We start from the raw sequence: 21,773 nt of genomic DNA, 5'->3' as shown, positions 1-21,773 counted from the left end.
TGCTTACAGCACGTCGCGGCAGTTTAAGTCGTCGAAAGATTGTTCCAAACGTTTGGACATGGATTCTTCCGATTTACGCAGCCAAACGCGCGGATCGTAGAATTTTTTGTTTGGTGCGTCTTCGCCTTCAGGGTTGCCCAATTGACCTTGCAGATAGGCTTCGTTGGCTTTGTAGAAGTTCAGAATGCCTTCCCATGCCGCCCATTGGGTGTCAGTGTCAATGTTCATTTTCACAGCGCCGTAGCTGATCGCTTCGCGGATTTCTTCGGTGGAAGAACCGGAACCGCCGTGGAATACGAAGTCTAACGCTTTTTCAGGCAAGCCGCGTTCTTTAGACACGAAATCTTGTGATGCGCCTAAGATAGACGGTTTTAATTTCACGTTGCCCGGTTTGTAAACGCCGTGTACGTTACCGAATGCCGCCGCGATAGTGAAGCGTGGGCTGACCGGATTCAGTTGGTCGTAAACATACAATACGTCTTCCGGTTGGGTGTACAGTTTGGATTCGTCAACGCCGGAGTTATCCACGCCGTCTTCTTCGCCGCCGGTGATCCCGATTTCGATTTCAAGGGTCATGCCCATTTTTGACATACGCGCCAAGTATTCACGGCAGATTGCCATGTTTTCTTCCATCGGCTCTTCGGACAGATCGATCATGTGTGAGGAGAACAACGGTTTTCCGGTTTCGGCAAAGTGTTTTTCACCCGCTTCCAACAAGCCGTCGATCCAAGGCAGTAATTTTTTCGCTGCGTGGTCGGTATGCAGGATCACCGGCACGCCGTAGTGTTTTGCCAATTCGTGAACGTGTTTCGCACCGGCAACCGCACCTAAAACATCCGGGCGAGAACCGTCAGCCGGTTTGATGCCTTTACCGGCATAGAATTGTGCGCCGCCGTTAGAAAATTGCACGATAACCGGTGCTTTTACACGGGCTGCAGTTTCTAATACTGCGTTAACTGAATCGGTACCGACACAGTTAACCGCCGGCAGTGCAAAGCCATGTTGTTTGGCATACGCGAATACTTTTTGAACATCATCGCCGGTTAATACGCCCGGTTGTACGATATCTAATAATTTTGACATGATACATTTCCTATTTTAAATAGCGGGCAAAAGCGCAATACTTTTGCCCAAGTTAATAAATCGGGGTGATTACGCTTTAGCCGCGCGCTCTTCCAAGATAGCAACGGCAGGCAAGACTTTGCCTTCGACAAACTCAAGGAATGCGCCGCCACCGGTGGAGATATAAGAGATTTTATCTGCAATGCCGAACAGATCGATTGCCGCCAAGGTGTCGCCACCACCTGCAATGGAGAACCCATCGCTTTCGGCAATCGCTTTAGCAATGATTTCAGTTCCTTTACGGAAATTCGGGAATTCAAATACGCCGACCGGGCCGTTCCACAAAATGGTTTTCGCGTTACGGATAATATCCGCCAACACTTCCGCCGAAGCGTCGCCTAAGTCCAGAATTTGCTCGTCGTCTTGGATGTCGGTCACCAATTTCACCGTTGCTTCTGCGGTTTCGGAGAATTCGGTCGCCACGCGCACATCGCTTGGCAACGGAATATCGGAGGTTTGCATTAAACGTTGCGCTTCCGGAATTAAATCGGCTTCATGCAATGATTTGCCGACATTCAAGCCTTGCGCCGCCACAAACGTATTGGAGATACCGCCGCCAACGATCAATTGATCTGCAATTTTTGACAATGAATCTAAAACGGTCAGTTTAGTTGAAACTTTAGAACCGCCGACGATCGCCACCATCGGACGAGCCGGGCTTTTCAGCGCTTTGCCTAATGCGTCTAATTCATTCGCCAATAGCGGACCTGCGCAAGCTACCGGGGCAAATTTTGCCACGCCGTGGGTTGAACCCTGTGCGCGGTGCGCGGTGCCGAAGGCATCCATTACGAACACATCACAAAGTGCGGCATATTTTTGGGTCAGTTGGTCTTCATTTTTCTTTTCGCCTTTATTGAAGCGCACGTTTTCCAACACCACTAATTCGTTCGCTGCAACTTCCACACCGTCCAAATAATCTTTCACTAAACGCACCGGCACATCTAATGCGTCATTCAAATAATCAACGACCGGTTGTAACGAATATTCCGCATTGTATTCACCTTCTGTCGGACGACCGAAGTGGGAAGTCACCATCACTTTCGCACCTTGTTTCAGTGCCAGTTCAATTGTCGGGATCGATGCTCTAATGCGGGCATCGGAAGTGACTTTACCGTCTTTAACAGGTACGTTTAAGTCGGAACGAATCAGAACGCGTTTGCCTGCCAAATCTAAATCGGTCATTTTAATTACTGACATAATAAGTCCTCTTTTTTAATATTTGTAAATGATAATGTTAAAGCGATTACTGTATCCGATTGGTCTTTGATTATAACAACTTAATCCTTGACCACAATGTAAAATTTTAATCTCTAAAATTATTCGTTTTAAGTGCCTTGATTATACCGTTAAAACAACGCCATACTAGGCTTGCCACGCATTTTCCGGCAATTCAAAACGGATTGTAACAGTTTGCTTACCTTTCTTTTTCAACTATAGTACTTTCAATGCAAAATTATTAAAATTAATCGCGTTAAAACCGAATTTTCGGGCAGTTAATCACCTCCCAATTCAAGTCGTAACAAATTTGCAGCTCGTCACGCCCCGCACCCAAATATTTTCCCGCCAAGTGCGGATTGTTCTTGCGCAGCCAGGCAAACAGATCTCCTCGTTTCAATTCGTAATCCGGCAATTTCAATGCAAGAAATAGCTCTTGCTGCTTATCAAAATAGCTTTTAGCATCCGGGAAGGCGCAAGCGCCGTGCTTTTCCCATTCGCCTTGCAGCAGTTTTAAACTCGGTGACTGGGGTAAATACGGCTCCAATAACGCCACGTCCAACGGCGGCAAATCGCCCTGACAAAAGCGTGGATGATCAGTCACGCGCCGTGCGGTGTTACTTTGTGGCCATAAGCCGTGGATCACCCAGCCGAACTTTTGTACACCATCACATTGATAAGCCGCCGCTTTTGGAATCGCCCCCGCATTGCTGGCTCTTTGGCTTTGGCAATAACCCGGCGACCATGACAGCACCAGCGCGTAATAGCCGGTTTTTGCCCGCTTATTTTGCCCGATGTTATCTTGCGCCATCGAAACGTCATAATCGGCCTCCAGCACCGTGTCGATAGTCGATTTTTGGCGAAGCGAAACGTATAACGCACTTAAAATTAAACCGAAAAACAACACCACAAATAGGGTTAGATGTGCGATTTTATTTGAATTAATCTGCATATTTTTCCATTTTCATTAAAATTTAATTTTGCTTTGTTGGTTTTTTTCAGCGATATTGATTATAATCGTCCGCTTTTTACCTGACCCTATACCTGCTTGAGGCGTTAAATTCATGGCACTGCTGATCACCGAAAAATGTACCAACTGCGATATGTGCGAACCGGAATGTCCGAATCAAGCGATCAGCATGGGCGACGAAATCTACGTTATCGATCCGGCGTTATGCACCGAATGTGTTGGGCACTATGAAGTGCCGACTTGCCAAAAAGTCTGCCCGATCAACAACTGTATCATCACCGATCCGCTGCATATCGAATCGGACGAGGTGCTGTGGGAGCGTTTTGCCCTGCTGCACCACGCCGATCAACTATAAGCCTTACTGTTATCGTTAGCGGAAATACCAGCGCGACAACAAAATTCCGGCGTTCACCGCCACATTTAAGCCGCTGCTGAGGGGATTTTCAAACGACAAGACCACTTGTTGATCCGCCGATGAATCGCTTTCCGCCGAAACAGTTTCACGCAGAACGAACACCACTTTATCACCGAATGTCAGCTTATCCAACGGTTGCGCCTGTTTGTTTGCAGTGAGCGCAACCACTTGATAACCAGCCGCTTTCAATTGTGCAAGTGCGGTTTCGCTGTCGCCGCTTTCCAGTGCATAAATATGCTCCATGCCGCCTTCAGCCACTCTGGCGGAGGCTGCGGAATAGAGTTTGTCGGCGCTTTCACACACCACGCCTTTCACGCCGTAATAGGCCGCAGTGCGAATCACGCTGCCCAGATTGTGCGCATTGTTAACACCTTGCAGCCACAAAATGCAATCTTGGCGTTTCGGGGTTTGCAAATAGCCGCCGAGGCTCATCGGTGCGGCTTTTTTCACCAGCAGACAAATCCCGCCATGGTGTTCGCTGCCGCTCACGCGCTCCAGCTCCTCGCTGTCGACCACATGATACGCCTTTTTCGCACCGGCTAAATAGCTCATCATCTCACCGATCTTATGGCTCATTTCCACCGTCGCCCACAAGCGGACAATGCTGTCGGGGCGCTGGCGGAACAGGGCCAAACAAGCCGCTTCGCCATAGATTTTCATCTCTTCATTGCGATTTTTGCGAATTTTTTCCGGCGCGCGCGGAGATAACGGACCGGTTTTTTTCTCACCTTTCACTTCGCCCTTGATCATCACCTTCACATTGCCGCTGCTGTTTTTTCCGGCTTTGTTGGCGCTCAATTCACGATTGCTCCAAACATACGCCGCTGTGTCGCCGTCTTGACGATCTCGATTGTCGCGACGCGGTTCACGGCGCTCGCGATTATCACGTTTGTCCCGCTCTTGGCGCGGCAGACGCGACGAAGTGCGGTTTTCGGGAAAGCGTTTTTCGCCGCCCTCATCGCGTTTTCGGTTGCGCGGCTGCTCGTCACGTGATGAAAAGCGGCTGCCGGATGTCGGCTGTTGAAAGGAAGGCTTACGGCCTTGCGGGCGATTTTTTGAAGCGTCAAATTTATCGTTCATGGAGTGCCTATCTTGAATAACGAAGTGAAAGGGAGCCAAGTGCAGTTCATAACATAATAGCTTGGCGAGTGATGGTGGATTATAACAAATTTTCTGCTTATTTAAGCAAACTTCTGGGGAAAATCCTGTTCAAAGCTAATTAACGCAGGTAAACTAAATCACTTTACGAGAATTCTCTGATTATTTGATCTATTTTGATGACTATGTTGAATCCTAAATATTATCAGTCACTCAATCAGTTGCAATCGCTGCCGTTCCTGCCGCTACAGGCGGAAAACGTGGAAATCATCTATTCCGCAGCGGATTATAAACAACAATTCCTGCAACTGATCCGACTGGCAAAAAAGCGCATCTATATTACCGCACTTTACTGGCAGAATGACGAAGCCGGAAAAGAGATGCTGCACGAGCTATACCAAGCGAAGCTGCGCCGTCCGGAGTTGGACGTGCGGGTTTTCGTCGATTTTCACCGCGCGCAACGCGGGCTATTAGGCGCGGAAAGCAGCCAAACCAATGCCGAATGGTACGCCGAACAACGGCAACAATATGCGCTGCCGCCGGATAACGATATCGCGTTTTACGGGGTGCCGATTAACACCCGTGAATTATTTGGCGTTTTACATATCAAAGGCTCGGTATTCGATGACACCGTACTGTACAGCGGCGCCAGCATTAATAATGTGTATCTGCACCAGCAGGAAAAATACCGCTATGACCGCTATCAAAAAATCACCAACAGTGCCTTAGCCGACAGCTTTGTCGAATTTTTGGCGCAATGCATCCATGACCCAAGTGCGGTTCAGCGGCTCGATCAAGCGGTGCGTAAAGATAAAACTATTCGCTCGGCAATCCGTCACTATCGCAAAAAATTAAGTCAACACCCAGGCTATTCATTGCCGGAAACCACGCCGTTTCAGCCGAATCAACTGCTGATTTCCCCGATCTTCGGCTTGGCAAACCATAATCCGTTAAATGGCGTGATTGAGGCGTTGTTTGGCGTGGTGCAGCAAAAATTGACGATCTGTACCCCTTATTTCAATTTCCCGCGTAGCCTGCGCTCACAACTGGGGCAATTGCTCAAAGAAGGGAAAAACATCGAAATTATTGTCGGCGATAAAACAGCCAATGATTTCTACTCACCGCCGGATAAACCGTTTAGTATGTCGGCGGCACTGCCGTATTTGTATGAAATGAATCTTCGTAATTTCTGCAAAAAACACCGTAACATGCTGAGCAACGGTCAACTGACAATACGCTTGTGGCAGCATGACGAAAACTCCTACCATCTGAAAGGCGTGTGGGCGGACGATCACTATATTCTGTTGACCGGCAATAATCTAAACCCGCGCGCATGGCGTTTAGATGCCGAAAACGGGCTGCTGATCCTCGATCCGAAACAGCAGTTGCAACCGCAGTTATGCAAAGAGCTGGACACCATTCGCCAGCATACCAGCCTGATCCACCACTATCGGGCACTGGAAAAACTGCAAAATTACCCGCCGGAAGTCAAAAAACTTCTGAATCGCTTTCGCCGTGTGCAAGCGGATAAAATCGTTCGGTTGGTTTTGTAACCGCACTTTTGGTTTAAGTTATGAAAGTGCGGACAAACCGCACTTTGCTATGATACGGCGGCAAGCCAGCCATCATTCTTTACTCAGTAATACCGACTCTTTCAAACCAACCGATTCGCGCCAGACCAAGTGCGGTTCGAGTGTCAAAGTGCGGTTTTCTCGTGTGGGATCTTTGATTCGTGCGATCAGCATTTCGACCGCTTGCTTGGCGAGGTTGTTTTTTGATTGATGAATGGTGGTCAGCGGTGGCGAGAGGTATTGCGCCATTTCGATGTTGTCGTAGCCGATAATCGAAATTTCTTTGCCGACGGTCAGCCCTGCGCGCCATGCCGCTTGGTAAGCGCCGATCGCAATGGTGTCGGAACAGGCGAAAACCGCTGTCGGGCGGGGATTGAACTGCAGCAATTTTTGCATACTCTCAATCCCTCCTTCCATATCAAAATGGCTTTCGAGAATCCATTCCGGACGCAACCGAATACCGGCTTCGGCAAGTGCGGTTTGGTAGCCTTTCAGACGGTTGAACGCCAAGGATTTTTTGAAGCTGCCGGTGATAATTGCAATCTCACGATGCCCAGCGTCAATTAAGGTTTTGGTTGCCAAATAGCCGCCATATTCTGAATTTTCATGTACTTTGTCAGCATTCAGGGCTGTCGGCCACCAGTCGAGCATTACCATTGGCAACTGTAAGCGCTGGCTGATATCATCGCTCAATTGCCAGTGCGATTCGGCGCACATTAAGATTAAGCCGTCCACTTGTTTGCGGATCAAGGTTTCGAGGTTGCGCTGTAGCCGTTCGCTGTCACCGTCGGTGTAAGAAAGAATCAGATTATATTGGTGACGGTGGCAATAGCGCTCTACGCTGCGTAATACTTCGGCGAAAAACGGATTTGAGCTGGCGGTGACTAATAGTCCGATAGTATTGGTCTCTTTGATTTTTAAACTGCGCGCCAGTGCCGAGGGCGTGTAGTTCAATTCGCGCACCACCCGCATCACTTTTTCTCGGATGTCGTCACTGACAAAGCGCGAATTGTTGATGACGTGCGAAACCGTGGAGGTTGAAACCTGCGCCAGACGCGCGATATCTTTCATGGTTGCCATACTATTTTGCTCTTTCTATTAAGCTACAAATGCACCTCATTGATCGCAAATATGGTGGGCTAGCAAGCCCACCCTACCTTTTGGGAAAGATGCGACAAAACCGCACTTTTACCTCGTTTGTAAAAACCGTTCCGTTTCTTCGCGGGTTGGAATCGAAGGTTGTGCGCCTTGGCGTGTGACCGAAATCGCCCCGGCAGCGTGGGCAAAGCGGACAGCATCGGCTAACGGTTTGCCCTCTAAAAGTGCGGTAAGCAAGCCACCATTGAAAGTATCGCCTGCGGCGGTGGTATCCACCGCTTGCACGCGGAAGCCCGCAATCACCTGCCCGGCTTTTCCCTGTTCGCTAACAAATACGCCTTTTGCGCCCAAGGTAATCAATACGGTTGCGATCCCTTTTTGGTGGAAAATATCTGCCGCTTGTTGTGCGCTGGCTTCATCCACTACTGTAATACCGGTTAAAATCTCGGCTTCGGTTTCATTCGGGGTGATCATATCCAATTGCGCTAACAATTCATCGGATAACGGCTGGGCGGGCGCCGGGTTTAAAATCACTTTTGTGCCCGCTTGCTTTGCCAGTTTAGCCGCCGCCAGCACACCGCTGAGTGGGGTTTCCAACTGCATTAACAAGGCATCGGCGGCAAGAATATTCTGTTGAAAGCGCTTAACTAATTGTTCATCTAGCGCCGCATTGGCACCGGCGGCAATCACGATGCTGTTTTCACCGCTTTCTGCCACTTGAATCATCGCAATGCCGCTCATTTCGCCGTCAATGCAGCTGATGGTGTCGGTGTTGATGCCGTCTTTCGCAAACGCCTTCACCATCGCTTGCCCGATGTCATCACTGCCGATACACGCAATGAAATCGGTCGCCATGCCAAGGCGTGCGGCGGCAACCGCCTGATTCGCCCCTTTTCCGCCGTAGGCGATATGATAACTATACCCCGACAAGGTTTCTCCGGGCTTGGCAAAGTGCGGTACGCTGATCACATGGTCGGCGTTAATGCTGCCGAGCACCGCCAGTTTTTTCGGTTTTGACATTTTTTCACCTTTTTATCACCGCACTTGTAGGCGGATAGTCTATCCGCCCGATTGAAAACCAAGTGCGGTTTCCTGCTGTTATTGCCTGTTGATTATTTGCTCACCACTTTTAACGGCACCGGAATAGTCGCTTCCACTTGCTCACCTTTCAGCATTTTATCCGCGGTGACAACACCCAACTCACCGATTTTTTCCGGCTGTTGTGCAATGGTTGCGCCCAGTTTGCCGCCTTCCACCGCCCGCACCGCATCGTCAGTGCCGTCAAAGCCGACCACTAACACATCGCCTTTTTTCGCTGCTTGCAGCGCACGCAATGCACCTAATGCCATTTCATCGTTTTGCGCAAACACCGCTTGTACCGCACTTTGGCTGGCTAACAGGTTTTCCATCACGTTCAAACCTTTAGTGCGGTCGAAATCCGCCGGTTGGCTCGCCAACACGCTGAAGCCGTGTGCCGCAACCGCTTGTGCAAAGCCTTCGCCGCGTTCACGCGCCGCCGATGTGCCCGCAATCCCTTCTAATTGGATCACTTTGGCGTCTTTGCCGATTTTTTCTGCAATGAAATCACCGGCTAATTTGCCGCCTGCGATGTTATCAGACGCAATGTGGCTCACCACTTCACCTTTTGCCGCACCGCGATCCAATGTAATCACCGGCACACCTTGTTTATTGGCACGCATCACCGCATTTGCTACCGCTTCGGAGTCGGTCGGGTTAATCATTAACACTTTCGCGCCGCGCACCAGCAAATCTTCCACGTTTGCCAGCTCTTTGGCCGGATCATTTTGTGAATCGAGCACCACCAAGTTGTAGCCCAATTTCTCGGCTTCTTTTTGTGCGCCATCTTTTAGCGTCACGAAAAACGGGTTATCCAAGGTTGAAACCGCCAATGCGATGGTTTCTTTTGCCAGCGCAGAACCGCCGATCGCTAAACTCATGATTAATGCTGATGCTACTGTCGTTAATTTTTTCATCTTGTTTCCTCATTAAAGTAAGTTAAAGTGTGTCGAATCTATTTTCTTATCCGACTTTTTTACTGCCCAAATAGTTATCTGCCAACACCGCAACCAGAATAACCAATGCTTTTGCAATCATTTGATAATACGATGAAATATCTAAAATATTCAGCGCGTTATTCAAGAAGCCGATGATCGATGCTCCGATCAGCGTGCCCATTACGCGCCCTTTTCCGCCCATCAGACTGGTGCCGCCGACCACCACTGCTGCAATCGCGTCCAACTCATAACTCACGCCGGCGGTCGGCTGTGCCGAGGAGAGGCGGGAGGTAACAATCAGCCCTGCCAATGCCGCTAAGAAGCCACTTGCCGCGAACACAAACAATTTGATTTTGGTCACGTTAATCCCGGACAATTTAGTTGCCGCTTCGTTGCCACCTAACGCATAGATATAACGCCCCATGCGGGTGTGTTGCAAAATGTACCATGCCACCGCAAATACCAGCGCCATAATCCAAATCGGCACAGGAATGCCGAACAGGTAGCCAGTTCCGATCCAACTGAATTGATCAGCACTATCCGAAAAGCCGGTGCTGACCGGGCGACCGTCGGTATATACCATAGTGACGCCGCGGAGTAAGGTCATGGTGACCAAGGTGGCAATAAACGCCTGCACTTTGCCTTTGGCGACAATTAAACCGCTGACGCCGCCAAGCAGCACACCGGCAATCAGCACCACCGGCACTACGATAAAAATCGACAGATCCAAGCCGACCATGGTGGCGGCAAACGCGCCGGTGAGCGCTAAAACCGAACCGACCGACAGGTCAATCCCGGCAATTAAAATTACAAAGGTCATACCCACTGCAATGATGGCGTTCACCGACGTTTGACGCAGAATATTTAAAATATTATCCATGCTGAAAAAATTCGGGTTCAGCATGGAGACGATCGCCACTAAAATCAGCAGCGCGATAATCGAGCGTTGTTCAATCAGGAAATGCCCCAAGTTGAACGATTTTTTTGTGCTAGTTTGTGTTGTCATGTTACATCCTTAATACTTACCGATAGCGGCTGCCAATAATTGTTCTTGTGTTGCGTGATTGCGCATAAATTCACCGCTGATTCGCCCCTCGTGCATCACCAGAATCCGATCGCTCATGCCCAGCACTTCCGGCATTTCCGATGACACTAAAATAATGCTCAGCCCCTCGTCTTTAAATTTATTGATCAGCTGATAAATTTCTTTTTTCGCCCCGACATCGACACCGCGCGTCGGTTCGTCCAAGATCAGCACTTTCGGACGAGTCATCAAGCCTTTGGCGATCGCCACCTTTTGCTGATTGCCGCCCGATAGCAGCCCGACTTCCTGCTCTCGGCTCGGGGTTTTAATGTTGAATAACATCACAAAATCGTCCACTGCCAAGCGTTCGGCGGCTTTCTTAACGTGCCCGTATTGGGAAAAGTATTGAAGTGCGGTCAAGGTCATGTTTTCTTTCACCGACATCCCCAAAATCAGCCCGTCGCCTTTGCGATCTTCCGAAATATACACAATTCCGTTATTCAAACCGTCTTCTGCGCTGCGATTGTGAAGCAGCCGATTATCCAACCGCACTTCGCCTTCGGTTTTCGGCAGCGCGCCATAAATCACTTTCATCAACTCGCTACGCCCGGCGCCCATCAAGCCGGAAATACCAAGAATTTCGCCTTCATGTAATTTGAAACTCACATCGTGCACGCCGCTGCCGGAGAGATTTTTCACTTCCAAGCGAGTTTCACCGTAGGCTTTTTCCAAGTGCGGATAACGATCTTCCAATTTGCGCCCGACCATCAGCTCAATTAAGCGATCTTCGTCCAAATCGATCACCGCACCTTCGGCAATAAATTCACCGTCACGCAGAGTGGTCACGTCGTTGCAGATCTCAAAAATTTCTTTGATCCGGTGGGAAATATAGACAATTCCGCGCCCTTCGGCGGTCAACTCGCGAATAATCTTAAACAGTGATTCGGTTTCGGTGTCAGTCAGCGCGTCGGTCGGTTCATCCATAATGATCACCCGCGACTCAAAACTCAGCGCCTTGGCAATTTCCACCATTTGCAGTTCGCCAATCGACAACTCGCCCGCTAACTGGCGGCTGCTGTGCTTCACATTTAATTTCGCCAGCAGTTTATCCGCTTCGAGATACATTTTTTTCCAATCGATGCCGCCAAATGCGTTCAAAAACTCACGTCCGAGGAAAATATTTTCGGCAATGGTTAAATTGTTAATCAAGTTCAGTTCTTGGTGAATAATACTGATGCCCGCTTCCTGCGAAGCTTTCGGGCCGCTGAAATTCACCGGCTGCCCCAAATATTCGATCGTGCCTTTGTCTTTGCTATAGATGCCGGTCAACACCTTCATCAGCGTTGATTTGCCTGCGCCGTTTTCGCCCATTAGCGCCATCACTCGTCCGGCATACACGTTCAAGCAGGCATTATTCAGCGCCTTCACGCCCGGGAAGGATTTATCGATCCCTTCTATTTTTAATAAGGTTTGGTGTTGCATACGCGATCCTTAAAACGGCACGCCGGAATACAGAATCACATTGGCATACGGCGTACATTCGCCGCTACGCACAATCCCTTTGGATTCACCGCTCAATTGTTTAAATACTTCATGGCTGACATACTCAATCTGAATTTGATTGCCTTGCTGCTGTTCCAGTTGTTGCAACTGCCGTAACAAATTTTGGTGCAGTTCGGCATTTTTTTCTTTGATCTCCTCCGCCAATACCGCGCGCTCGACAAACAGCTCTTGTGTCACCACCTCGACGGTTTGCAAAAAGTGCGGTACACCCGCGGTCAGCGCCAAATCCACACGCTCGACTTCAAATGGAATCGGCAAGCCGGCGTCGCAAACTGTCAGGCTGTCGGTGTGCCCAAGGGTGGCGATTAAATGGGATAATTGCGCATTCAGCACACTGGTTTTTTTCATTTCTATACTCCATCACGTTCATCATGCTGCTGAAAATAGCGCATCGAAACGTTTCGATAAACAATGGCGATATTCTAGGGAAGAAAAATCAAAATAGATAGCAGCTTTGTTTCAGTTTGTGAGGCAGATCGAGTTTTATCATTTGAAGGGAGAAAAAAGCTGACAAATTCGCCAGCTTTCCGTCAAAAGGAACAAACGGTGTACTATTCGGATTCGGTTAATTGACCATAGCACCGCTGCAACCGCACTTGATGTTTTTCTGCCGGTTTGAACGCCAACGACGACGCGATAGCCCCTTTGAGATGTTGGTGTAAAACCACTTTTGGCAAGTCGGGAAGTGAGAAAAGTGCGGTCATAAGCAATCCTGTACGCAAAAAATGATCGGGCAGCGTGGTGAGTAGTCTGGGAAAAGCAAGCTATCGTTAAGATAGCCGAAGGTCACAGCGGGCTGTCGATATGCAGCTGCTCGCACAGGGTGCTAACCGAAAGCAGCAGGTAGGAACGCAGGATTTTTTCACTGCGCATGGTTTTGACTTGTAATAGCAACGAATCTTTATTGTCTTGCACGCCGGAAGCCGCCGCTTGCAGCTCTTTTTCCTGCTTTTTCAGCACGGCTTTATCTTGCACCGAATTCAGTTGGTTTAAAAATTCCAGCGTCAGCGCCGAGGAAAAGGCATATTCTTGGGTTTCGTTGTTTAACCGCTCTTTCAACGCCAAATAATACTCAATGTCCTGATATGCCTCCGTTTCAAGTACGCCCAAGCCAAGCAGCACTTTCAAGCGCACACTTAAATCGGCTAACGGCCCATGACTGCCGAGCAACGAATCAACCACCGATTTCACCGCAAAATCCGTTTTGCGAAAAACCCGCTGCATCAGTTGTTCCACGTCATTATCAAAAATGTTTACCGCTGCCGTGATCACGCCGCGCAACGTCGGAATATCATGCAACTGCTCGTAAACAAACTGCTCTTGAGACGGAGACATAGTGTTAAGACATCAATCCTGTGTAATTATAATTGCTGATACGCGACGATAATCTGCTCAATCACCGCGCGGTCGTCCAAGCCGGTGTATTTTTCAATTGCCGCCTGCACGCCATTATCCGCAATAAATGTTTGCAACTCAATAGCCTGCGGATCATTTTCATTGTGATAATGCAACGCCGCCACCACCGATTTACACAGCACCAAGTGCGGTAGCCCATATTCGATTGTGCCGCGCAACGGTTTGATCAAGCGATCATTCATGCTCAGCTTGCGAATCGGTTCGCGCCCGACGCGATCAACATCATCCGGCAGATACGGATTGGCAAAGCGTTTCAGAATTTTTTCAATATAAGCGAAATGTTTTTCTTGTTCAAAGCCGTAGCGTTTGATCAGCACCGCGCCGCTTTCTTGCATCACCGACCGCACTTGCTGTTTGATTTCGTCATTTTCAATCGCTTCGCGAATCAGATGCAAGCCTTTCAGTTTGCCTAAATACGCGGTCACCGCGTGTCCGGTGTTCAGCGTGAACAATTTGCGCTCGACAAACGCCATTAAGTTGTCTGTCAATTCCATACCGGCAATGTTCGGAATTTCACCTTTGAATTGGGTTTGATCAACAATCCATTCGCTAAACTCCTCCACCGTCACCAGCAACGGATTTTCGGCATTCGGCGCCACCGGCGGCACGATGCGATCCACTGCGGAATCTACAAAGCCAACATACTGCTCAAGTGCGGTATGGTAGTCCGGATTCAGTTTCGCCAACACTTTTTCTTTTAAGAAAGACGTACCGCGCACCATGTTTTCACAAGCGATGATGTTCAAGTAATCCTGATTACCGGCGGCAAAACGATTTTCCAACGCTTTCGCCAACGTGCCGGAGATGATTTCCAACACATTCGGTCCGACTGCGGTGGTGATCAAATTCACTTGATTGACTTTTTCGATGATCTGATCGCTGTTTTTGGAATTGATGCCGCCTACCGGCGCGACACGTTCGATGTTACTCGCCTGTTCGCTGACAATTTTCACGTCATAAGCCTGCTGTTGGTTCAACAGATCAATCACCGTGTCGTTGACATCGGCAAATGTCACATGAATGCCCGAATCGGACAGCAACTTGCCGATAAACCCGCGCCCGATATTACCGGCGCCAAAATGTAATGCTTTCATAATATACCCTTTTTTCTAAATGTTGAAACTGCAAAGATAAAAGGGAGGCAAGCCCCCCTTTGCTGTTATTTCAACAGTTTTAATACCTGTTCCACATCGGTTGTGGTGGTCAGCAGTTCGATAGATTCTTCGCTGTCCAGCGCACTGGTGATAGAAGTCACCACCGCGATGTGTTCGTTATTCTTCGCGGCAATCCCGATCACCAGTTTGGCAACGCCGTCGTCCTCGTCGGTGAATTGTACCCCGTCAGGATATTGGCAGAACACGATGCCGGTTTTAATGACTTGGTCTTTCGCTTCAATCGTGCCGTGCGGAACCGCAACGCCTTCGCCCAAGTAAGTTGAAACCAGTTTTTCACGTTCAAACATCGCCGGTACATAGTCCGGTTTCGCGAAACCGGCTTTCACCAGTTGCTCACCGGCGAAACGGATAGCGTCTTCTTTAGTCGCCGCTTTTAAACCAAGGAAAATTTGCTCTTTTTGTAGCTGGAACGCCGCAGGCTGTTCCACTTCTTGTGCTGCCGCTTCCGGCTCGGATGCGCCGACTTTATTGACAATATCACTCACCAAAGAATCGTAAAATGCGTTATCCAAGAAGTTAGTCAACGATAAATGTGTCGCTTCCGGCACGCGTTGTTTGGCGCGCGGAGTTAAATCTTTGTGTGTCACCACTAAGCGCGCATCTGTCGGCAAATCGTTAATCGCACAGTTCACCACATGCAGATCTAAACCGGCGGTTTGCACTTTTTTGCGCAGCATACTGGCACCCATCGCGCTCGAACCCATGCCTGCATCGCAAGAGACATAAATGGTTTGCAAACTGCCATAATCCGCCGCACTCAATTCGGTTTTTCCGCTGCCCGTTTTCATCGCTTTCATTTGCGAAGTCGCATCTTCCAATGAAACGCTGTCATCTTGTTTGTCGGTTTTCAATAAGAAAGAGGCGACGGCAAATGAGGTGGCGCAAGACGCGATAACCGAGATAATCACGCCGACAAACGCAGGCGGTGGCGTCATTAACAACACGGCAAAAATCGACCCCGGAGAAGCCGGTGCACGCAAGCCTGCGTTAAATAATACCAGTGTCAATACTCCGACCATACCACCGGCAATCACCGCCAGAATCAAGCGTGGTTTCATTAAGATATACGGGAAGTAAATTTCGTGGATTCCACCGAAGAAGTGAATAATCGCAGCACCACCGGCAGTTTGTTTCGCACTGCCGCGACCGAAGAAAATATAGGCTAACAAAATGCCCAGCCCCGGGCCCGGATTCGCTTCAATCAAGAAGAAGATAGATTGACCGAATTCAGTGGATTGTTGCACGCCCAACGGGGTGAAGATTCCGTGGTTAATCGCATTGTTTAAAAATAGGATTTTGGCAGGTTCAACAAAAATAGATGTTAGCGGTAGCAAACCTGCATTAACCAAGACATCAACACCGGCAGCCAGTGTTACGGACAACGCTTTAACCGCGGGGCCAATTAACACCAACGCCAACAAGGCACACAGCATTCCGATAATCCCGGCAGAGAAGTTGTTGACCAACATTTCAAAACCGCTCTTGATTTTGCCGTCAACCCATTTGTCGAATTTTTTGATTGCATAACCGCCCAGAGGACCGGCGATCATCGCCCCCAAGAACATTGGGATATCCGAACCGACAATCACCCCCATGGTGGTGATCGCACCGACCACCGCACCGCGATCGCCGCCAACCAATTTACCGCCGGTATAACCGATCAACAGCGGCAACAAATAGGTGATCATTGGTCCGACCAACGCGCCTAATGTTTCATTCGGGATCCAGCCGGTTGGAATAAAAAGTGCGGTAATGAAACCCCACGCGATAAATGCCCCGATATTCGGCATTACCATATTAGATAAAAAGCGCCCAAAATTTTGGACTTTCACTTTTACAGAAGCAGATAACATTTTTCACCTCAGTGTTATTGTCAGAGTCAGGATTGTAAAACAGCGTTTTACGTGGTCAAAAAAGTATCATGCTTATAAATGAAACCAAAATTTTATTGATTTGATTTGTGAGCTATCTCACATTAAATATTTGAGGGTCATTTTATAAAATGTGATAGACATCACAATTACGATCTAAAAATGACAAATTTGTGATATGAATCACACTTTAAGCATCTAGAAAATTCAAATATTGGAAGAAAAAACCGATACGGAGAGTTTCTTTCATTCCGACCAGTTCAGAGGGGGCGCCGCCGAAGCAGTGACGTATTACGACAAATTGATGTCGGAGACTGGGCTGATTAAAATTCATGATTTGTCTGATATAAGCGGTAAAATCACTATTTGAGCACGCAATTTTGTTGAAAAATTAAGCATCTCTTGCTAAGTTAAAGGTATGAGAAATTAATATGGCAAGGAGGGTACAATGCGCTCGGCTATGACTGATCTGACGGCATTTAGCGTCTATATTGCAAAGATATTATTTATTGTTGTCGGGATTCCGTTATTAATCCTTTTTGCGAAAACTCCCAACAGCTCGATGAAATTTAAAAATCTGTTGAACCGCCAATTCACCCCGACAGCAGAGATGACAATGCTATAAATAGAAATTTCTTATTTGGAACTCTTGAATTGCTAGATCACCATATAATATCTTTTAATTCTTGATTTGATTTCCTGGTACGACTTGTCGTGATCTGAATACCTAATGTTGCGATATCCGCCCTAAAAATAACCTTTGGGTTATATTAACTTTTAGGTTATAATTTATGAAAATTAACAAGGATGAGCCAATGTTTGAGCTTCTTTTTCACCCTGATGCCGCCGATGAAATCACTGTGCTTGAGCATAAAATGAAAGCTAAATTATTGGCTAAATTAGATAAGCTTGAGCTTTTAGGCAATCAGCTGCGCTATCCTGATACGGATATTGTCCGCGATGGACTGTTTGAGTTAAGAGTTGGTAAACAAAACATTACATGCACATTTTTTGCCTTTGCGGTTGGTAAAAAAATCTATATTTTGCGCACTTTTATCAAAAAAACGCCTAAGACACCACCCGCCGAAATCGAACTTGCATTGAAACGTTTAGGAGAAATGACCGATGAAAATTAAACCTATCGCATATAAAACACTCAAAGCCGAACTGTTGTCTGATCCTGCTGTAAATGAGGCTTATCAAGCAGAAAAACGGGTTGATGAGCTTCAAGAACTGTTGCAGCAAATGCGTAACAAAGCAGGGCTGAATAGCAGTCAAGTTGCTAAACGTATGGGCATTTCACAACCAGCTGTTAGCAAGCTTGAACGTAATGCCAGCCGAGCAAGCGTGAACAGCCTACAGCGTTATGCAGACGCTTGCGGTGTTAACTTAACTTTCAATTTTTCATAATTACACGATGCCTTCCTGAAATATCGCGGTCAGTGCGGCAAAGTTGAATTAATCTTCTACAGCATAGTAGACAAAAAAGCTTAGATCTCAAAATTAGCTACATTTTTATCTACTATGCCTTTATTTTAACACCTCACCAAAGACAGCTATGCCAGCAATTTTTCAATCACCCGCAAGATAAGATTGCATTTCGGCACCACCGAACTGGCAACCATATACTCGGTTCTGACGTGCATATTGCCGCCGGTCGGCCCCAAGCCGTCAATGGTCGGGCAGCCTGCGGAAGAGGCAATATTGCCGTCGCTCACTCCGCCTGCATCTACCCAGCTGACCTCTAGTTTCATCTCTTGTGCAACCTCTGCAAACAGCGCTTTGATAGTCGGCAAATTCACCTCATCGATCATCGGTGCTTCGTGGTTGAGCAGCGTTTTTTGTGACGTTACGCCCACGACCAACGGATTGCTCAGCAACTGCTCTAACTGTTGTTCAAAATATTCTACCGATGCCGGACGGCGATAGCGCATTTCCACCGTTAATGAGGCAAAATCAGGAACAATATTTTGTGCCGTTCCGCCGTTGGTGATAATACTGTTGAAAGTGTGTCCCACCGAGAAATCCGTTAAACCGGCAAACGCCACCACACAATTGGCTGCCTCCACCAGTGCCGAGCGCCCTTGCTGCGGATTGTTGCCGGAATGCGCCGCAATGCCGTGAAAATCAATTTGATACGTTAGCACTCCTTTGCGGGTTGCCACCATCGAACCGTCTTCACGCGCCGGCTCCATTACAAAGCAATATTTAGATTTTTTCGCATATTCCCGAATGCTTTCTTTGGCATACAATGAACCAATTTCCTCATGGGAATTTAAATACAACGCAACGTTAAGTGCGGTCAAATCCAGCTCTTTGATCACATAAAGCGCCAACAACGCACCGGCTTTATCGTCAATCACCCCAAGCGCATTAATGCAGTCCTCGCTTTGCAAAAACGGAACCGTTTCTGCCGTTCCGACAGGGAATACGGTATCCATGTGCGCAATAAACAATAAATCAAACTGTTCGGCTTCAGGATTATTACTGATCAATAACCCATCGGCGACCTGATCGCTACTCATTTTGACAGGCTTAGATTTTAAGCCTTGCGCATCGGCTTTTTGCGCAAACCACTCCGCGACGCGCTGCACGCCCTCCAAATGATAACTCGGACTTTCAATATCGGTTAACTGCTTTAGTTCCGCCAAAAATGGCTGTAAATCGTCATGTTTCATGGTTAAACCTCCGCGTTATATTAAAAAGCGCATCACGAGCATCGCCAAATAAGCGTTGATAATACAAATGCCGAACAGCACCAAATAGTGTTTCCCCGGCACGCCCAATACGCCCAGAATCCGCCCCATATATTGCACGGTTGAGCCGACCAGCGCCATGCCCGGCAATAGAATCGCAATATGCTGCGCATTTAAAACCCCTTCTTGCACCAGTGCGACCAACACCCCGGCAGCACCACCCCAACTGAGAAACGCCGCCAACAATACGGCGATTGATTCTCCCGGCAAACCGAGCGGCAACATAATAAATCCTAAATATTCACCGATCAGTTTTAATAAGCCGGACGCGTTCAAGATATAAATAATCACAAACGCCATTAATACGTTCGGAATAGTGCTGGTGATCGCAATATTCCAGCCTTTTCTGGCGCCTTCAATAAAAATATCGGTAATCAGTTTATTTTGATTGGTTGTCTGGCTCATAATTATTCTTCATCATCTTTGACAAATTTTTTCACATACAGCCGCATCAAATTGGCACCAAAAATCTTAAAGACAAAAATAATACCCAAACACATCGCAATCGAAACCGGCGCGACCTGTCCCGCAGTATCTTGAATCAGTAATACCGGAGCAAACGATGATAAAAAGTTCGTTAATAATGCCCCCGCGCTAAATTGAAATGCGGCGAAGATCAACAATTCTTTATGGGTGATCTCTTTTTCGTCACGCAAAAATTTAGTGGTCGAGCTGCCCGCGTCGGTGCTTTGGGTGCTGGCGATCAGCGAGATCGAACAGTTCCCCGGAATCCCCATCACCGGTTTTAAAATCGGATTCAACCACTTAGATGCCGCAGAAAGCGCACCGTAATGTTCAAAAATCGCCACAAAACCCAATGCCAGCATCACACTCGGCACCAACGTCAGCGCAAACAGAAAACCGCCCTTGGCACTCGTCCCGCCACTGGTTTTCAACCACTCGGGAAATTGCCCGGTCAATTTACTGAAATCAAATATCCCGCCCATAACATCCTTGGCAAATCCACCAAAAAATATCACGGCAAGCACCAACGAAATTGTTCCGACAATTAATTTTTTTAAGCTATTTTCATTCATATAGAGCCTCCTTTAAATTAAGATAAACCACCGTTATTACCTTAACCAAATCCCATTATCGAAACAATCCGCATTATTCATTTTTGTCGCACAGTTCAAACTTTAATTAAATAGAATCAAGATACAAAAAATAAAAATAAGAAAAACAATACGATAACAATTTAATTACAACAAAAGACATTAAGTTAATTTAAGCATGAAATTAATTTTATTTTTGACTTATATCAATTTCAATCCATGAAAATTATGAAACACTGGCTCCGTTTCATTACAACCCTAACATCAAATGGAATATCAATATGTTAATAAAAAAGAAAGCACTACTTGGAATCGTTATTTTACTGCTGCTGGGTGCGCTGGGTTTATGGCTGACACAAAGCCTGTTCATAAAACCAATTCAACTGAATTTTGTGTCAGTTGTCACTCCATGACAACACCAAAAGAAGAGTGGGAAGGCAGCACGCATTTCGCCAATCGGCGTGGTATTCGAGCCGAATGTGCCGATTGCCATCTTCCACCTGAAAACTGGCACTATGTTAAAGCCAAATTTCTGGCGCTTAAGGGTGTTTGGGGCGAAATCACCGGCAAAATTCCGGATGCGGAAGCCTACGAACAACATCGGCTGCAAATGGCACAGTCCGTTTGGGATAACATGAAAGCCCTGGATTCGTCATCCTGTAAAACCTGTCATAACCCAGAGGCTTGGATTCTTAGTGAGCAATCCGAACAAGCGCAAACAATGCACAAATTAGCCGATGAAACCAATCAAACCTGTATTGATTGCCACAAAGGCTTAGTCCACTTTATGCCGGATATTCCGGTTGATTCCAGCGCAGCCACCGGCGAATTGACTAAACACGCCGGAGATTTCAGCGCTGAGAATAAAGTCCTTTATTCACTCGCAATGTCGCCTGCCAGTGTAGGCAACGGACAAATTCGTTTAATGCCTTTCGCACAGCTCTCCGACTGGCAGCAAGAGAATGACAATATCCGCGGTTTGGCTCAAGGCTGGCAACAGGCTGGTGCAGAGAACATCATTTATCAGGAAATGGGAAAACGGATCATTGTTGGGATTTTAGATGACGATGCCAAAGCCGAGGTGAAAATTCTCAATACCGTGTATGACGATGTCACCAGTTCCGATTGGCACCAAGTGAGTGTCGAACTCAGCGCCAATAAAAATGCGCTCACCGCCGATCTCAATGCGCTAAACGCCTATGGTAAAAGTTTAGATCAAACCCACTGCAGCACCTGTCATGCACCGATTGCTGCCGATCACTACACGGCAAATCAATGGGTTGGCGTGATTAATTCCATGAAAGACCGCACTTCGATGAATGAAAATGAAGTAAGAGCCATTACGATTTATTTGCAGCACTTTGCCAAAGATATGGCAAATACCCATTAATTTTTTGCTATTGAATATA

Annotated in this window: 21 protein-coding genes and 1 pseudogene; 5 read left to right on the top strand and 17 right to left on the bottom strand. The window is 47.5% G+C overall.

Features of this window, described 5'->3' with window-relative positions:
- Positions 1–3 precede the first annotated feature (3 nt).
- The 3 genes from fbaA to ACUHGC_RS05070 form a co-directional block, all read right to left on the bottom strand.
- Complete coding sequence (gene fbaA / locus ACUHGC_RS05080; RefSeq protein ID WP_446834547.1) at positions 4–1,083, bottom strand: class II fructose-bisphosphate aldolase; 1,080 nt, start codon at positions 1,081–1,083, stop codon at positions 4–6.
- 69 nt (positions 1,084–1,152) lie between these two features.
- On the bottom strand, positions 1,153–2,319 hold the full coding sequence (gene pgk, locus ACUHGC_RS05075) for a phosphoglycerate kinase (protein WP_446834546.1): 1,167 nt from the start codon (positions 2,317–2,319) through the stop codon (positions 1,153–1,155).
- A 274-nt stretch (positions 2,320–2,593) separates the two neighbouring features.
- Positions 2,594–3,283, bottom strand: a complete 690-nt coding sequence (locus ACUHGC_RS05070; RefSeq protein WP_446834844.1) for a ribonuclease T2 family protein — start codon at positions 3,281–3,283, stop codon at positions 2,594–2,596.
- A gap of 118 nt (positions 3,284–3,401) precedes the next feature.
- Here ACUHGC_RS05070 and ACUHGC_RS05065 point away from each other — a divergent pair, with 118 nt between their 5' ends.
- On the top strand, positions 3,402–3,662 hold the full coding sequence (locus ACUHGC_RS05065) for a YfhL family 4Fe-4S dicluster ferredoxin (RefSeq protein WP_446834545.1): 261 nt from the start codon (positions 3,402–3,404) through the stop codon (positions 3,660–3,662).
- A 15-nt stretch (positions 3,663–3,677) separates the two neighbouring features.
- Here ACUHGC_RS05065 and ACUHGC_RS05060 read toward each other — a convergent pair whose 3' ends face one another.
- Positions 3,678–4,802, bottom strand: a complete 1,125-nt coding sequence (locus ACUHGC_RS05060) for a TrmH family RNA methyltransferase (RefSeq protein WP_446834544.1) — start codon at positions 4,800–4,802, stop codon at positions 3,678–3,680.
- Positions 4,803–5,005: 203 nt separating this feature from the next.
- Between ACUHGC_RS05060 and pssA the strand changes: the two genes are divergently transcribed.
- Positions 5,006–6,373, top strand: a complete 1,368-nt coding sequence (gene pssA, locus ACUHGC_RS05055; RefSeq protein ID WP_446834543.1) for a CDP-diacylglycerol--serine O-phosphatidyltransferase — start codon at positions 5,006–5,008, stop codon at positions 6,371–6,373.
- A gap of 72 nt (positions 6,374–6,445) precedes the next feature.
- On the opposite strand, the gene ACUHGC_RS05050 is transcribed toward pssA, so the two are convergent.
- From ACUHGC_RS05050 to ACUHGC_RS05005, 10 genes are all read right to left on the bottom strand, one after another.
- The gene (locus tag ACUHGC_RS05050) at positions 6,446–7,471 is read right to left on the bottom strand and encodes a substrate-binding domain-containing protein (RefSeq protein ID WP_446834542.1); all 1,026 of its coding nucleotides are present in this window, start codon (positions 7,469–7,471) and stop codon (positions 6,446–6,448) included.
- 108 nt (positions 7,472–7,579) lie between these two features.
- On the bottom strand, positions 7,580–8,509 hold the full coding sequence (rbsK, locus tag ACUHGC_RS05045) for a ribokinase (protein ID WP_446834541.1): 930 nt from the start codon (positions 8,507–8,509) through the stop codon (positions 7,580–7,582).
- Positions 8,510–8,601: 92 nt separating this feature from the next.
- On the bottom strand, positions 8,602–9,483 hold the full coding sequence (gene rbsB, locus ACUHGC_RS05040; protein WP_446834540.1) for a ribose ABC transporter substrate-binding protein RbsB: 882 nt from the start codon (positions 9,481–9,483) through the stop codon (positions 8,602–8,604).
- 46 nt (positions 9,484–9,529) lie between these two features.
- The gene (gene rbsC / locus ACUHGC_RS05035) at positions 9,530–10,510 is read right to left on the bottom strand and encodes a ribose ABC transporter permease (RefSeq protein ID WP_446834539.1); all 981 of its coding nucleotides are present in this window, start codon (positions 10,508–10,510) and stop codon (positions 9,530–9,532) included.
- A gap of 9 nt (positions 10,511–10,519) precedes the next feature.
- Positions 10,520–12,010 carry a ribose ABC transporter ATP-binding protein RbsA gene (gene rbsA / locus ACUHGC_RS05030; RefSeq protein ID WP_446834538.1) on the bottom strand — a complete coding sequence of 497 codons (1,491 nt, stop codon included), beginning with the start codon at positions 12,008–12,010 and terminating at the stop codon, positions 10,520–10,522.
- Positions 12,011–12,019: 9 nt separating this feature from the next.
- Entirely contained in the window at positions 12,020–12,439 is a 420-nt protein-coding gene (gene rbsD / locus ACUHGC_RS05025) for a D-ribose pyranase (RefSeq protein ID WP_446834537.1), read from the bottom strand.
- A 203-nt stretch (positions 12,440–12,642) separates the two neighbouring features.
- Positions 12,643–12,795, bottom strand: coding sequence for a hypothetical protein (locus ACUHGC_RS05020; RefSeq protein ID WP_446834536.1), 153 nt, complete (start codon positions 12,793–12,795; stop codon positions 12,643–12,645).
- An 82-nt stretch (positions 12,796–12,877) separates the two neighbouring features.
- A complete protein-coding gene (locus tag ACUHGC_RS05015; RefSeq protein ID WP_446834535.1) occupies positions 12,878–13,426 on the bottom strand; it encodes an MltR family transcriptional regulator in 549 nt (182 codons plus the stop codon).
- A gap of 26 nt (positions 13,427–13,452) precedes the next feature.
- Complete coding sequence (locus ACUHGC_RS05010; protein WP_446834534.1) at positions 13,453–14,601, bottom strand: mannitol-1-phosphate 5-dehydrogenase; 1,149 nt, start codon at positions 14,599–14,601, stop codon at positions 13,453–13,455.
- A gap of 65 nt (positions 14,602–14,666) precedes the next feature.
- The gene (locus ACUHGC_RS05005) at positions 14,667–16,535 is read right to left on the bottom strand and encodes a PTS mannitol transporter subunit IICBA (protein ID WP_446834533.1); all 1,869 of its coding nucleotides are present in this window, start codon (positions 16,533–16,535) and stop codon (positions 14,667–14,669) included.
- Positions 16,536–17,344: 809 nt separating this feature from the next.
- On the opposite strand from ACUHGC_RS05005, the gene ACUHGC_RS05000 reads away from it, so the two are divergent.
- Complete coding sequence (locus ACUHGC_RS05000; RefSeq protein WP_446834532.1) at positions 17,345–17,689, top strand: type II toxin-antitoxin system RelE/ParE family toxin; 345 nt, start codon at positions 17,345–17,347, stop codon at positions 17,687–17,689.
- Positions 17,679–17,963 carry a helix-turn-helix domain-containing protein gene (locus tag ACUHGC_RS04995; RefSeq protein ID WP_446834531.1) on the top strand — a complete coding sequence of 95 codons (285 nt, stop codon included), beginning with the start codon at positions 17,679–17,681 and terminating at the stop codon, positions 17,961–17,963. Before ACUHGC_RS05000 ends, ACUHGC_RS04995 begins: the two co-directional genes overlap by 11 nt.
- A gap of 146 nt (positions 17,964–18,109) precedes the next feature.
- Here the strand turns inward: ACUHGC_RS04995 and ACUHGC_RS04990 are convergent, their stop codons facing one another.
- From ACUHGC_RS04990 to ACUHGC_RS04980, 3 genes are read right to left on the bottom strand one after another with little or no spacing between them, the layout of a single operon-like run.
- Positions 18,110–19,231, bottom strand: coding sequence for a M20/M25/M40 family metallo-hydrolase (locus ACUHGC_RS04990; RefSeq protein WP_446834530.1), 1,122 nt, complete (start codon positions 19,229–19,231; stop codon positions 18,110–18,112).
- Positions 19,232–19,246: 15 nt separating this feature from the next.
- Positions 19,247–19,714, bottom strand: coding sequence for a YjiG family protein (locus ACUHGC_RS04985; RefSeq protein WP_446834529.1), 468 nt, complete (start codon positions 19,712–19,714; stop codon positions 19,247–19,249).
- Between the two features lie 2 nt (positions 19,715–19,716).
- Positions 19,717–20,346, bottom strand: a complete 630-nt coding sequence (locus tag ACUHGC_RS04980) for a nucleoside recognition domain-containing protein (protein ID WP_446834528.1) — start codon at positions 20,344–20,346, stop codon at positions 19,717–19,719.
- 299 nt (positions 20,347–20,645) lie between these two features.
- Here ACUHGC_RS04980 and ACUHGC_RS04975 point away from each other — a divergent pair.
- A pseudogene (locus ACUHGC_RS04975) lies at positions 20,646–21,754 on the top strand (NapC/NirT family cytochrome c).
- The last annotated feature ends 19 nt before the right edge of the window (positions 21,755–21,773 follow it).

The sequence above is a fragment of the Testudinibacter sp. P27/CKL/0425 genome (genome assembly GCF_052931395.1).
Note: the sequence above shows the minus strand (reverse complement) of the source record. Positions and strands in the feature narration are given on the sequence as shown.